The 14,773-nt window shown below is 46.9% G+C and carries 12 protein-coding genes; all 12 read right to left on the bottom strand.

Translation table 11 applies throughout. The features are described from left to right. Positions 1-8: 8 nt before the first annotated feature. The 12 genes from pepV to ACMQ5W_RS18340 all read right to left on the bottom strand — a co-directional run bounded on the left by pepV (position 9) and on the right by ACMQ5W_RS18340 (position 14,752). Positions 9-1,379, bottom strand: coding sequence for a dipeptidase PepV (gene pepV, locus ACMQ5W_RS18285; protein ID WP_419026398.1), 1,371 nt, complete (start codon positions 1,377-1,379; stop codon positions 9-11). Positions 1,380-1,612: 233 nt separating this feature from the next. Next, complete coding sequence (locus ACMQ5W_RS18290) at positions 1,613-2,779, bottom strand: amidohydrolase (protein WP_419026399.1); 1,167 nt, start codon at positions 2,777-2,779, stop codon at positions 1,613-1,615. Positions 2,780-2,954: 175 nt separating this feature from the next. After that, positions 2,955-4,157: a hypothetical protein gene (locus tag ACMQ5W_RS18295; RefSeq protein WP_419026400.1), complete on the bottom strand. Its 1,203-nt coding sequence runs from the start codon at positions 4,155-4,157 to the stop codon at positions 2,955-2,957. A gap of 37 nt (positions 4,158-4,194) precedes the next feature. Then, the gene (locus tag ACMQ5W_RS18300) at positions 4,195-5,382 is read right to left on the bottom strand and encodes a M20 metallopeptidase family protein (RefSeq protein WP_419026401.1); all 1,188 of its coding nucleotides are present in this window, start codon (positions 5,380-5,382) and stop codon (positions 4,195-4,197) included. Positions 5,383-5,903: 521 nt separating this feature from the next. Then, positions 5,904-6,932, bottom strand: a complete 1,029-nt coding sequence (gene rlmN / locus ACMQ5W_RS18305) for a 23S rRNA (adenine(2503)-C(2))-methyltransferase RlmN (RefSeq protein WP_419026402.1) — start codon at positions 6,930-6,932, stop codon at positions 5,904-5,906. Between the two features lie 12 nt (positions 6,933-6,944). Then, entirely contained in the window at positions 6,945-7,097 is a 153-nt protein-coding gene (locus ACMQ5W_RS18310) for a hypothetical protein (RefSeq protein WP_419026403.1), read from the bottom strand. A gap of 123 nt (positions 7,098-7,220) precedes the next feature. Beyond that, positions 7,221-7,631, bottom strand: a complete 411-nt coding sequence (locus tag ACMQ5W_RS18315) for a hypothetical protein (protein ID WP_419026404.1) — start codon at positions 7,629-7,631, stop codon at positions 7,221-7,223. Then, positions 7,624-9,081: a Na+/H+ antiporter NhaC gene (nhaC, locus tag ACMQ5W_RS18320; RefSeq protein WP_419026405.1), complete on the bottom strand. Its 1,458-nt coding sequence runs from the start codon at positions 9,079-9,081 to the stop codon at positions 7,624-7,626. The genes ACMQ5W_RS18315 and nhaC overlap by 8 nt, the downstream gene beginning before the upstream one ends. A 76-nt stretch (positions 9,082-9,157) precedes the next feature. After that, positions 9,158-10,537 carry an aspartate aminotransferase family protein gene (locus ACMQ5W_RS18325; RefSeq protein WP_419026406.1) on the bottom strand — a complete coding sequence of 460 codons (1,380 nt, stop codon included), beginning with the start codon at positions 10,535-10,537 and terminating at the stop codon, positions 9,158-9,160. A 137-nt stretch (positions 10,538-10,674) separates the two neighbouring features. Then, positions 10,675-12,048: a sigma-54-dependent transcriptional regulator gene (locus ACMQ5W_RS18330; protein WP_419026407.1), complete on the bottom strand. Its 1,374-nt coding sequence runs from the start codon at positions 12,046-12,048 to the stop codon at positions 10,675-10,677. Then, a complete protein-coding gene (locus ACMQ5W_RS18335; protein WP_419026408.1) occupies positions 12,041-14,008 on the bottom strand; it encodes an ATP-binding protein in 1,968 nt (655 codons plus the stop codon). Before ACMQ5W_RS18335 ends, ACMQ5W_RS18330 begins: the two co-directional genes overlap by 8 nt. A gap of 72 nt (positions 14,009-14,080) precedes the next feature. Beyond that, a complete protein-coding gene (locus ACMQ5W_RS18340; protein ID WP_419026409.1) occupies positions 14,081-14,752 on the bottom strand; it encodes a CatA-like O-acetyltransferase in 672 nt (223 codons plus the stop codon). Positions 14,753-14,773: the final 21 nt, after the last annotated feature.

A 14,773-nucleotide genomic window follows, 5' to 3' on the forward strand; every position in this document is an offset into this window, starting at 1 on the left:
ATCTTTTCTTATTTAGCCAGCTGATAGATGGCCTCCAGGCAGATCTTCAGCCAGATTTCCAGCTTGTCCAGTTCTAAGCATTCGTTCGCCTGATGCATGGTGTCTTCCTGATCCGGCAGAAGACAGCCGAAAGCTACACAGTTGTCCATCGTTCTGGAGTAAGTCGCACCGCCGGATGACATCGGCTGACTTTCTGTGTCTCCCGTGACCTTCCTGTAAGCTTCCATCAAAGTCGTAACCAGCTTTGAATCCTTTGGTACATAGAGAGCATCTTCCTTGGAAGCGACTTCGAAGTGATAGCCGCTGTCTTTCAGAACAACTTTTACCTTTTTTTCAATCTCTTCTATCGGTAAGCTGACAGGTACTCGACTGTCACAGTAAAGGTTCAGTTTCCCGTCTTTGACAAAGATTTTACCGATATTCAGTGTCAGCTTGCCGGAAGCCTCATCTTCTGCAGCGATGCCCATCTTCTCGCCATACAGACAGGTTCCGAAATGGTCGTTATAGAATGTAACGATTTCTTTCAGTTCTCCCTCTACAGGCAGTTCAGCCAGCAGCTGCATCATGTAGCTGACAGCGTTCTTTCCCTCTTGAAGATGTGCCGCATGAGCGCCTACACCCTTTGTTGACAGAATCAGTCTGCCATCAGATACCTCGTAAGTGTAGATAGATGGATCTTCACTTGTATTGATGGCTTTTTTCAGTTCTTCTTCAAGTGCGCTCGGCAGAGACACTTTAGCTGAAGAAGGAACGGAATTAAACGCGCCACCGCCTTCAATCTCTATATCCTCGGTTATTGGTCTTGTCAATATGTACTGCAGCATTCCCATTTCTGCATAAGTTACTGGGAACTCAGCATCTGGTGAGAAAGCCAAAGTTGGAAGTTCTGGTTTTACCTCTTTTAGGTAATACTCCATACATTTCCAATCGGTTTCTTCGTTGGTTCCGAGGATGATACGAACTCTCTTTTTCAGAGGAACGTTCAAGTCCTTGAGAATCTTCATCGCATAGAGGCAAGTCAGAACAGGACCTTTATCATCCAGAGTCCCCCTGCCCCAGATTTTTCCATCCTTGATGACGCCTCCCCATGGGTCGCTTTCCCAGCCGTCTCCAGCAGGAACTACATCCACATGGCCTAAGATGCCAAGGAGTTCTTCTCCTTCGCCATATTCAATGTGACCGACATAATTGTCAAAATTCTCGGTCTTAAAGCCCATCGCTTCACCCATTTTCAGAGCTTCCGCAAGGGCCATTGCCGGACCTTCACCAAAAGGCATTCCCGGCTTTGGTTCTCCTTCAACACTGTTAATTCTGCAGAGGGCAGAAATATCACGTGCCAAAGGTTCCATGGAATCTTTAATTGCTTTTGTAAAATCCATAAAAATCCTTCCTTCAATTTGTATGATTTAAAATACAGACATAAATTATTTTATTTTTATTTCATCAATAATGCAAGTAAAATCTTCTGGATTTGTCGTTAAAACAAATTTTTCTGCTAATTTTAGAGAAAAAAACAATATAAGTTCAAAAAACTAGTTAATATAAATAAAAAAGATACTGCACAATAGCTGTACTTTAACCATTTTGCAGCATCTCTATGATAGTTTGTGATTTATTTACGGTTAAAATCCATGGCGACCTGTGCGTATAACATTGCGCCCTTTAAGAGAGCACTTTCATCTACGCAGAATTTGCCAGAATGCTGCGGCCAGATGGCCCCGCAAGCCTCGTTGCCTACACCGAGTAGCGCAACCGCTCCTGGCACCTTCTGCATGAAAAATGCAAAATCTTCTCCGCCCATGGTGGCTTCTGAAGAAACAGGTGCTTCTTCCCCCATGATTTTCTTCGCTGCTTCACACGCAATGGTCGACATGGTTTCCTCGTTTATCGTCGGTGGAACCAGCCTAATATTTTCTACTTCTGCCTCTGCGCGGAATACCTTTGCAGTATCCTTAGCGATACTTTCGATTCTCTCAGGAAGCAGTTGCCAAGCCTCGTTGCTGAAACAGCGGGAAGTTCCTTCTAAAACAGCATCTTCTGCCACTACGTTCCAGCGAGTGCCCACATCCATCCGTCCTACGGTTACGACGGCAGAATCCACTGGCGCAATTTCGCGGCTGACGATGGTCTGCAAGCTGCTGACGATAGCGGAGGATACCACGGCGGCGTCCACACACTGGTGGGGAGCCGCACCGTGTCCGCCCTTTCCTTTGACCCGAATGATGAACTGATCGGCAGAAGCCATCCTCGGACCCGGTTGGCAGCAGATATGTCCTGCAGGAACGTCAGACCACACGTGAATGCCAAAGCAGCCGTCAACGCCGTCTAATGCACCCTGCTCAATCATTGATTTTGCACCAGTCGCAACCTCTTCAGCCGGCTGAAATGCCAGCTTCACGGTTCCACACAGTTCTGCTTTCATATCGTTTAGAATGTGTGCGGCAGTCAGCATCATAGATGTATGACAGTCATGACCGCAGGCATGCATAATCCCCTCGTTTTTGCTGGCATAAGACAGTCCTGTATCTTCGTTTACGGTCAGTGCATCCATGTCTCCGCGAATCAGAATCGTCTTCCCCGGTCTTGCGCCCTGAATCGTGGCAAGAACTCCTGTTTCCAAACCGCAGGCTTTCCATGGCACGCCGATTTTATCCAGCTCCTCTTTTACCATTTTACTTGTATTGAACTCGTGCTCGCTGATTTCTGGATTCTCGTGAAAATAGCGGCGCATTTTGATCTGATAGTCGCCGTATTTTGCGGCCGTTTCTAAAATATTCATTTTCATCACCTTATTTCATTGTTATTTTAAATACATAAGAGAACCACATCTGATGTGATTCTCTTAATATATGTAATACTTTTATTGTATCATGTGTATTCCTTTAAATCTATCATTGCAGCACATGTTTCATGGGTTCCTTCCTCTCGACTACGTCGTTATATGAACGGAACCCTTATAACATCTTCGCGAAAAGTCCTGCAACGAAAACAGATGTAATGGTTACAGTGACAAATCCACCCACTACCATAGATGGGAACATCTTGCTCAGCAGATAAGATCTCTCCTCCTCGTTAGCGCCCAAGGCATTGCAGGTGGATTCAGTGATGATGGCATCACAAGGGAATCCGTATAAGGCAGTCAGACCGTTGGCAAAAGCCAAAGGAAATGACATTCTCAATATCTTGGAGATGAGGAATGCAGCGATGGCCATGCCGATGACGCCGATGACAATCAAAAGAATCATCGGTCCGATGATGCTCTTCAGCATTGCAGGCGTGCAGTCCTTCAGTCCGTCAAATACATACATCATCAGAGCAAACATGGTAATCTGGAAAGAATTAGCTCTGTTTAACAGATTCGTGTCCAGGAATCCCAATCTTGTAAAGACGACCCCCAATACCAGCGCCCAGATTGCGCCGTTGATGCCACTCCAACTGCCCAGCATGAATGCGAACCATGCCACGATACCCAGTTTTAACAGCATAAGAACCGGCGTATTCCACTTGTCAGGAACTTTCGGAATTAGCTTTTTGACATCATCGTCACTTGCGATAGCCGTCATGCCTACGTTGGCCATTTCCTTTCTATCTCTCTCTGTTAAGACGACTTCGCCGCTGCGCAGTCCCTTCAAAAGGCGTCTTCCTTCCTTCTGGAGGCAGACAGCGGTCAAAGGATAGCCGGCAAAACCCTGGATGCAGTACATGGCAATAGCAAATACGCCAGCCACTTTAAGTCCTGCCGCTTCTGCGGCATCACGCATAACCGTAGCAGCCACGATACCGCCTGTCAAAGGAGGCAGTCCTGCGATGACATAAGCCTTATCGATGATCAGCGGTCCTACGAAATATCCCAGTCCAATCATCCCCGCCAGTCCAGTCAGGCAGACCACGATCGTCCGCCACTGTTCCATCAGCTGCTTTAAGCTGATTACAGTACCCATGTGGGTAATCAATAAAAAAATACCTGTGGTTCCTGCAAAAAGCAGCATATTGGAATCTCCAATTACTTCTTTTGGCAGAATTGTCCAGTAGCCGATCAGCAATACGACTGCTGTTACAAACACAGATGGAATCCACGCTTTTGTTATCGTTGATACGACTTCGCCGATGACATAAACAGCTGCACAGATTACAAATGCTAGTACGAAATTATACATTCTTTCTTACTTCCTTTCTATCCTCAATTTTTATATATTAACCTTCTAGGAATTTCAGTGCCGTGCTTGCCATTGCAGCTACACCGGTTGGCATAGCTTCTTCCTTCATAGCGCACTTCGGATTGTGAAGAGAAACCAGATCCCCTTCGTGCCCTGCAAATAGAAGCATGTATGCGCCAGGAATGTCTGACAGCTCTGTAAAATAACTGAAATCCTCACTGAAAGACTTTGGCTCTCCCAGCTGGACGATAGCATCTTCCCCCAAGGTTTCTCCTATGGCGGATTCTGCCACTTCGATCAAAGCTTTATCATTATAACAGGCCGGATAGCCCACGATGTGGTCCACTTCTATTCTACAGCCGCTGAGGGTCCCAACGCCTTCTGCGATTTGCGTTACTTGCTCTTTGATCTGACCGCGAACTGCATTATTGTAAGTACGCGCTACACCGGAAAACTTTGCTTCTGACGGGATGACATTGACCGCCTCCCCTCCCTGAATAGTACAAATCGGAAACACGACTGTCTCCAGTGGATTGATATATCTGGCAGGAATCTGCTGCAGCAGGGTAACCATCTCACAAGCTGCCAAAATCGGGTCTTTTGTGGTGTGCGGCTCTGATCCGTGGCCACCTTTTCCCTTGACTGTTACATTATAGATGTCCACTGAAGTCGTCAAGGGGCCGGCATGGATACCGATTTTGCCGACTTTGTCTTCGTCAGGGTACACATGCATTCCGTAGATGGCGTCCACCTGAGGATTCTCTAAAACGCCCTTTTCTACCAGTTCTTTCGCACCGCCCGGCATGGTGTCCTCACTGTGCTGAAAGATCAGTTTTACGGTGCCAGCAAATTCTTCCCGTTTCTGGCAGAGAATCTTTGCCACGCCCAAAAGCATTGCCACATGCATGTCGTGACCACAGGCGTGCATCATACCCGGCACTTCACTGGCATATGACAGCCCTGTCTCCTCCTCTACAGGAAGAGCGTCGATATCCGCTCTCAGAGCGACGCACTTACCCGCTCCCTTTTTTCCGTCAATGATAGCGACGACTGCAGTCGGAACCGGACTCTCAATCTGATCCACACCGTATTCCGCTAATTTTTTTCGAATCAGATTGGCTGTGCGAAATTCCTTTCTGCCAATTTCAGGATGTTTATGTATATCTCGTCTGAGTTCTATGACCTCTGACGAGTTTTCCATTGCTAACTCATGTATTTCCTTCATAACTTTTCACCTTCCTTTTTGTTAACAGACACAATAATAGCACGTAGAATGAACAATGGCAAGGAATTTTTTTACGCAATTCTAATAAAAGAAACTTCAAAAAAATCTGAATCATGCCCATGTTGTCTGGATTCCTGTCATGGTGTAAATCAAGTAAATTGGCACACAAAAAAAGAACCAATGAAAAATCATTCGTTCTTTTTCGAATATTCTTTTAATTGCATATTAAACAGAATTGATGGAAAAAATTACAAAAAATCAATAGGATACTGCAAACTGGCATTTTCATAACAATCTTTTATAACTGCAGCGTCAGAGATTCTTAAACATAAATTTGAAAATACCGCCAAGGACAGTTAACCCGAAGGCAATTGCAAGATGAATGAACTTTCTTTTAGTAAAGAATAAGACGAACAAAATAAGTGCAGCGCCCCAAAAAACAGTAGATAATAACAACATTGTGTGTTTACTCATGTCTGACCTCTCTTTCTTTCTACGAATATCTACATATAGTATTATTTTTATCGTTTCCTCAGTCGAAGTTGTCCACAGGCAGCGTCGATATCGGCACCCAGCTCCCTCCGCACCGTAGCAGGAATTCCCCGCTTCTCCAAAATCTGCTGAAATTCCGCAGCCCGCTCACGGCTGACCGTATCAAAGCCTGATTCTTCCACTTTGTTCAAAGGAATCAGATTGACATGACAAAGCATGCCGCGGAGCAGTGTGCAGAGCCGGTCTGCGTCGCCGTCACTATCATTGACACCGTTTACCAATGTGTATTCAAAGGTGATGCGGCGTCCAGTCTTCTCGGTATAAGCCCTGCAGGTTTTCAGCAAAATGCCCAGCGGATACTTCTGGTTGACCGGCATCATCGCCCCTCTGATTGCGTCAGTCGTTCCATGGAGTGAGATTGCCAGATTTACCTGTGGAAAATCTTCTGCAAAACGTTCAATCACCGGCACCAGTCCGCAGGTGGAAACAGTGATGTTTCGCATGCCGATATGCAAACCGTCTTTATGATTGACGATTCTGAGGAAGGCTGCCAGGTTCTCATAGTTGTCAAAGGGCTCTCCTGTACCCATAACGACAATATGGCCGATTTTTTCGCCGGTATCGGCTTCTGCTTCCATCAGCTGTGAAAGAATCTCTCCCGGGCTTAAATGACGCATGAGGCCATTCCTCGTCGATGCGCAGAACCGGCACCCCATTCGGCATCCCGCCTGCGAAGATACACAGATGGAATTGCCGTATTTATATTTCATGAATACACTCTCAATCGTGCAGCCATCTGCAAGTTCGAAGAGATATTTCCGCGTACCGTCGGACTTGGATTTCTGTATTTCCAAGATATTCAGTCTGCCGATCTGACTGACCTCTGCCAGCTGCTCGCGCAGGGCTTTTGGTACATTGGCCATCTGCTCAAAGTCCGTCACACCTTTATAGATCCACTGAAACACTTGTTTCGCTCTAAAAGCAGGCTGTCCTAGGGATTTGATCAAAACCTCCAGTTCAGAAAGCTGCAGGTCACGTAAGTTTATTTTTTCGTTCATCATCTTTCCTTGTCATTCTATCTCGTTATAGATATAAGTGTTGTGTACATTCTGCGGGTATCCATCATCGGAATGCCCTCCTCCCGGCTTTTTACCTGCATTACTTTCAAGTATAGCAGAAAAAAACAGATTCTGCATCAAGAAAGTGAAATCTGTCTTCTGCACTTTTGGCATCCTCCCCGTACGGAGGCAGTTTGGATATTAGGCCCGCACTTTTGTGTCAATAACATACAAATAGCTTTGCACCGGCGAATCAGCGCAAAGCTATTTATTTCACTCCTATTCTTTTCAATCAATTTTTTCCACATGGATGGCGCCATTACGGCTTTTAGCCATCTGCAGCACCTGTTCCACTTCCTCACGGCTGAACAAGAGACGTCTCGTCATCACGTCCCTCAGAAAGTGCATGCCCTGATGGCCGCCCCGAATCCCTTCCAGATGGATATCCGTTATTTCTTCAAAGTCCCAGTGAATAACGTGTTTAAATACGAGAAAATCATACTCCATAGAAATCCCTTCTTCCGTCGCGTAGGTCTCTTTTCCAAAAATCACTGCCAACAGCAGGACGACACCGATGACAGCGGAATACTTCACTGATGAAAAGGCACTCAGAGCGATAAGTGCGATCCCCGCAATCGAGGCCGCCGCCCTGGTGGACTTGCTCAAGGCCCTGTCATCATACGCTTTGACCTTAACCATTGCGCTTCTCTGCCTTTCTCTTCGCTTTCAGTTCTTTGATCTCTGCTCTCGTCTTTCCGTCATATTCTTTGTATTTAATGCCAATGCCCATATAGGAAATCACGATAGCGAGGACCGGGTTGATCAGGTTCATAAAGGCGTAAGGCATAAATGCCCAATTGGACACGCCTAAGGTTGCCGACTGATAAGCTCCACAGCCGTTCCAAGGAATCATCGGTGACCAGAGGGTAGCGCCATCTTCCGTGGTTCTCGACAGGAAGCTTCTGCTCAGACCCTTTTCATCAAAGGCTTTGGTGTACATTCTTCCAGGAACCAGGATGGCCAGATATTGGTCAGTCAGAACGACATCACAGATGATACCTGTTACGATGGTACAGAGGACAAGGCCTCCCACTGTCTTCACCCTTTTTACCAGTCTGCCCAAAAGGACTTCGACAAATCCGCACTTTTCCAACACGCCGCCGAAGAACAGGGCGAACATGATGAGAGAAATAGTCCACATCATGGAGTCAATGCCGCCTCTGTTGAGCAAATTATCTGCAACTGCATTTCCGCTTTCGATGCTGAAGCCAGTCTGCAGTCCTCCAAATACTTCAGCAAAGGAAGCACCCTGAGCAGCCATAGCGACCACACCGCCGCAGGCCGCCGCCAGAAGCAGAGACGGTATTGCCGGAATTTTCTTTACTGCGCCGAAAATAACCACCAGTACCGGCAGCATGATCCACGGTGACAGATAGAAGTTATCGGCAATCGCGTTTTGAATATCCAGTGCCAGAGAAGCATCGTAACCGGATTCGTCAATGACCATGACACCTACGATGCCATAAAGAACCAGGGCGATTAGAAATGACGGAATGGTGGTCGTCATCATCGCGCTCACATGGTCATACAGCGGTGTTTCAGCACCTGCCGCCGCCACATTGGTACTGTCAGAAAGGGGAGATAACTTGTCCCCGGTATAAGCACCGGAAATGACCATGCCTGCCGCTAATGCCGGATTGATACCCAGCCCCATGGCAATGCCCATCAACGCTACGCCTACCGTTCCGGAAGCTGTCCAGGACGAACCGGTTGCAAGTCCCACGATAGCGGTCAAAATTGCACCTACCACCAGGAAGGCACCCGGCGAAATCAGATCCAATCCATAGTAGACCATGGCCGGCATAGTGCCTGACCATACCCAGGAACCGATCAGCATGCCCACGCACATGATAATCAAAAGGGCTTCCACCGTCCTTCTGATACTGTCAAAAGCGCCTGCTGCGATATCCGCCCAGGAATAGCCGCACTTAACTGCAACGAGAGATGCAACTACACAGGACGCCACAATAGGCATGTGGGGATCCAGTCCCCATTTTACCGTACTCAGTATGATAATGACCATCATAAAAATTACCGGAATCAATGCTTCCCAGACCTTTGGCAGCCGGGGTTTTCTTTCTTTTGTCATGATAATTCCTCCTAACAAATATAATATCAATGAAGTAAATAAGTATATATACACGGCTTCCGCCGGATACATCAGATTATATTATCAGCTCTGGTCCGACTTCTTCAATGACTGGCAGCATCTCCGCAAGGGCGATTTCTACCTGCTGGAGGCCGAAGCGGACATCCCTTTCCTCCATCGCTGTGGACATGCAGAACATGCCTCGTTCCGCGTTAAACACGCCTTTGGTCAGCAAGAGCATATAGAGCAGTTTATTCAACTCCTCATGGGAGGCTGCAACGTCCCTGTAATTGCGTACTTCCCTATCTGTAAACAGAATGTTGTAAATGGAGCCTTCACCGCTGACCTTCATATTCAGACCCAGGCGGTGATAAATTTCTCTCATCTCTTCAGCGAACAGCCTGCCCAGACGGTTCACATGGTCCACTGCCTCTTGATCATAGCATTCCATGGCTGCCAAGCCGGCCGCTACAGTCAAAGCATTGCCGTTAAAAGTACCTGAATGGTACATTTTCTTCTGTTTCGGGTCGTAAAGCTCCATGATTTCCCGCTTTCCGCCGAATGCGCCGACCGGCGTTCCGCCGCCGATGATCTTTCCTAGCGTGGTAATATCCGGAGTGACTCCATAGAACTTCTGCGCCCCGCCTAATGACAGTCTGCCTGTGACAACCTCGTCAAAGATGAGCAGAATATGATAGTTTCTGGTGATGTCTCTCAGGAAGGCCAGATATTCTTTCATCGGCGTAATCTGCCCTGCTGAGCCCATAATCGGCTCGATGATCAGGCAAGCCGTCTCCCGATAGTTTCCTTCTATGACCGCCCTAGTTCTCTCGATATCGTTAAAAGGCACGACCAGGACATCTTTCAGCGCATTAGCAGAAACACCTCTGCTCTCGGGAATCACTTTCATCTGATCCAGTGTACCGGCTTTTTTGATATTGGGGTCAACACTGGCTTCAAACACATCTGTGGTGCCGTGATAGCCGCCCTCTGTCTTGATGATCTTCGCCTTTCCCGTATAAGCCCTGGCAATGCGCAATGCATGCATATTGGCTTCTGTTCCCGAATTGGTAAAGCGGACCAGTTCCAGCCCCGGAAAACGCTCTGTCAAAAGGCTGGCGAGACGAGTCTGTGCTTCAAAAGGCGCTGCGTAAGCGCTGCCCAGAGAAATCTGCTTCTGCACTGCCTCTGCTGTCTGTCTGTGACCATGGCCGTGAATTAAAGAAGTATAATTGTTCTGGAAGTCTAAAAGTCTGTGACCGTCCACATCGTAGAGATATGCGCCACTGCCTCTTTCAATAAAATTGGGGTATGGCAGAAAGAAAGTGGCCGTTCGCGTATCGCCGCCGGGCAGAAATCTGCGCGCTTCTTTATGGAGTTTCTCTGATAAAGGCCGCTCCTGTGCATATGCTAACTTCACTTTTTCCATTGCTGCTGTAAAACGTTTCTTCATCATCAACACCTCTCGATCATCTAATAACATAGCAAAAACTGTGCCACATGCCCGAACCCGATATTTCGTGAGAATTTTTAAATTTTCGCCTTTCGGCCATGAAATTTATTTCTCACTATAAAGAAACCGTGAAAAAAGTTTCACGGTTTCGGATCTATTTTATATTCATTGATCTTGTTCCAAAGCTGCCTCGGGGTGATGCCCAGCGCCCCTGCACACCTGGTCACATTGCCCCCTGCTTCTTGCAGCGCGTTCTCGATATACTGCTTTTCAAAGGCTGTCCGGGCGTCTCGCAGGGTCAGATTTTGATCGATCTTCATACCGCCGTCGCCAGATACAGTGTGAAGGGAGACAGGCAGGTCGTCCGCTGTAACGACCCCCTCTTCACTGAGGGCCACCATCCTCTCGATAATGTTTTTCAGTTCCCGCACGTTGCCGGGATAGTCATAACTCAGCAGGACGGACATGACTCGATCCTCCACCTTGACGATTTTTTTCTTCTGCTCCATTTCGATTTTACGCAGGAAGAAATCGATCAGCCCCGGCAGATCTTCCTTTCTCTCTCTGATGGGCGGAATCACCATGGTCAAGGTGTTAATTCTGTAGAGCAGATCCTCTCGGAACCTGCCGCTGACGATCTCGTCCTCCGGCACCTTGTTGGTTGCCGAAATCAGTCTCACATCGAGGTCGATGGACTTATTGCTGCCGATCCGTTCAATCTTCTTATTCTCCAAAACCCGCAGCAGCTTCCCCTGCAGGCTCAGTGGCAAGTCACAGATTTCGTCCAAAAAAAGAGTACCAAAATTTGCCTCTTCAAACTTGCCGATCCGTTTTGCTGTCGCACCGGTGAAGGCGCCTTTTTCGTGACCGAATAGTTCTGATTCAATGACGCCCTCCGGGTAGGCCTGACAGTTGATGGGAACAAAAGGCTCCTTACAGCGGCTCCCCCGGCTGTGGATGTAGTTTGCAAATACCTCCTTGCCTACGCCCGACTCTCCCAGCAGCAATACGTTGATATTGGTGCCCGCCGTCTTGTCACAGAGGTCCAGCAGTTTGAGAAATGTTTCGTTTTGGGACTGCAGAAACATGTTCTCGCTGTTTTGATTTTTCAGCAGAATGTTGCTCTTCTCCTCCAGCCGTTTCAATTTTGCCAGTCGTTCCACTTTAATCATCAGTTCTTCTAGATCATTGCTCTTTACAAAATAGTCCTTTGCGCCGTATTTGATCGTGTCCACAGCACTTTCGATGGAGCCGTAGGCTGTCATGACGATGATATCCAAATCCGGATTGGTTCCCGTCAGCTGTTTGATCAGCTCCTCGCCGTCCATCTCCGGCATGCGCAGATCAGTGATAACCAGGTGAATCTCATGATCTCGAAGAAATTCTATAGCCTGCCGCCCATTGGAGCAGGCATCCGTGTGATAACCGGCTCCATCCAAAATCAGAGAGACCACCTTCTGGTATTCTGGTTCGTCATCTACAATCAAAATTCTATATCCGGCTTTGCTATTCATCTTCCATCCTCCTTGTCGGTATTTCAATATAGAAGGTCGTGCCTTCCCCTTCCGCACTTTCCGCTCGGATCGTCCCCCCGATCTGCTCCAGCTGCGAGCTGATGATATAAAGTCCTAGTCCGGTTCCCTGTTCTTTATCAGTATAAAAAGGATTGAAAATCTTCAGAAGCTTTTCACTGTCAACACCACAGCCGTTGTCTCGGAACATGATGCGCACCGCTTCTGAATCCGCATGAACATAAATCTCAATCCGCCCCTGTCGTTCCACCTTTTCTAAAGCTTCAATGCTGTTGTTGAGCAAATTGATGATGATCATTTTCATCAGATCTTCATTGAGATAGACGTGAACACTTTCCCCCCATTCCAGACGGTAATCGCAGGTGATGTTCCTTTTTGTCATCCGCTCTTTTTCCAGCCGCAGAATATTGCCGATCAGCTCGTCAAGATTGACCTCTTGGCATTCGTCGCTGGACAGCTTAGAAAATTTCAGCAGACTCTCAATCAAACCATTGATTCGGTTGATAGAATCGTTGATCACTGCCACAGCATGCTTCCCGTCTTCTCCTGTGCAGAAATTTTTGATCAAATACATATAGCTTCGAATCAGTCCCAGAGGATTTCTGATTTCATGGGCCAAGCCGGCAGAAAGCTGCCCTACAGCAATCATCTTCTCCTCCTGGATGTTTCTTATTTCGTTGATATATCTGCGGGTACAGTCCTCTAGTATGTAAAGCCGCTTCTGCTCGTCGGTCAGGTCGATGGTCTTTTTGATGTAATAGTGCTGATCCAGCCTGAACACTTTTTCGTCATCCCTGCCAAAGAATCGCTGTAATGCGCTGTTCTCAGAGACCGAAGTCTTCTGCAGCTGTTCCTTGCCTGCACCTGTAATCCTGCAAAGTTCCCTGTTCACCTCATTGATGGTGCCGTCCTCCTCTGTAATGATCAGCCCCCGGTCTAAGGTGTCAATGATTAGACGCAGCTGCTCTTTGCTGTGCAGCAGTTCTCTAGTCTTATCTGTGACCTTTTTTGCCGTCGAAAGATTCCATATGGTAAAGGCCACGAGGGAAAGCATAAAACTCAGAGCGATCTTATAAATAAAATCGACTTCCTGCATATCAACCATCTCCGGCTCCAAAACACCAAACCACTTGCTCTGGGTCTTGGCAATGAGATTTTTCTTCTTCATGGACAAAATGCCCTTATTAAATGCACTGAGCAGCTGTTTTTGCGACTTTTCTATGGCAATGCATACCTCTTTGCGGGAAAAAGAATACTTTAAGAATCGGTAATACTGATCAGTCCGCTTTTGATTCAAGTGGTAGGATATCTTTGTCTCGTCTCCGGCCACCACCTCTACCTGATCCGTTTTCAGCATGTCCAAAGCCTGGTCAAAATCCTCCGCATAGACGATTTTGATGTTTTTGTGACCGTAAAGCTCCATAATTCTATCGGCAGAATCCGCCTCTGTCCGCTCCACGGCAATTCGCACATCTTTCATCTCCTTGATATTCTGAAAAGGTGACTCTTCTTTGACCAACATCTTTCCATGCATGATATAAAGAGGTTCCGTAAAAAAATAGTCGTCTGCCGGCAGATCTCCTCGTTCGGCGATAACCGCTTGAAACTGTTTCTGCTGCAGTCCTCTCGCCAAAGCCTCTGTCCGCTCCAATTTGACAGAAATAGCATTTTCTACCTCAACAGAAAGCTGAGATAGAAAATCAATCAAAATACCGTCGTTTTCTTTCTCTTCGTTGACAAAGGAAAGAGGCAGGTCGTTGTATTTGACGCCGCAGACGATGTCCGTATCGTTTAAGTAACTTTGCTCCGCCTTGGTCAGGGGAAAGCTGTATTTGATGAAATCAATCCAGTCCAGATTGTATCTGATCAAAACGTCCAGCGCCCCGGCAAAGGCCGTCACTAAAACACTGCCTGCAATCAGAAAGGCTAGTCCTCTTTTCATAATCCACCTGCTTCCTGGGAAATTCTTATCCACAGTATAGCAGAAAAGAAAGTGGCCTGCATCAAAAAATCGTCATTTATCTATCCAGGTCTCGGGATTGGACAGCAGGTTCTGGACACCATCAAGGAAGGCTGCCACATGATAACCGTCAGCGACGGCATGGTGGATAGTGATGGAATAAGGCATCAGACGTCTTCCTTGGCGGGTAAAATATTTCCCAGCTTGGATTACGGGGAAATAGCAATCGCTCTGTGCATAAGGGATTGGACAGTAGTGAGTGAATTCTATCCAGGGGACCATGCCAATCATACAGCTATTTGCCGGCGGCATATCCGGTTTCGCCAGAATCCCATGATTATTCTTAAACTTTGCCATATCCTCTTCATAACGCTGTGAAAACGTTATGAAGCTATCCGCATATGCAATCCACATATTCGACATGGTCTTGTCATCTTCATGCAATACAGCGAAAGATGGATGCAGTACATCAAAATATCCCAATTTGCCGTCAATCGTGGTAATCCTAAACTCTTTCTGTACAGCCAGCTGTTTTAAGGTTGTATAAAGGTAGGCGGCAAAAAAACTGCTTCCCTTCTCTTTTATCATGTCATAAGTCTCTGTTATGTCCATCTCTACAGTCATGGAATAACCAGTTGGCAGCATTTTGGTAAAATAATAAAAGTATTGCTGCCTTTCCCAGTCTGCCATGTCAATAGGATGAAACGTTTCGTTTATCTTTTTCATAATCTTATCTCTCCTTTGCAG

It is taken from the genome of Emergencia sp. (genome assembly GCF_048465375.1).
GTDB lineage: Bacteria > Bacillota > Clostridia > Peptostreptococcales > Anaerovoracaceae > Senimuribacter.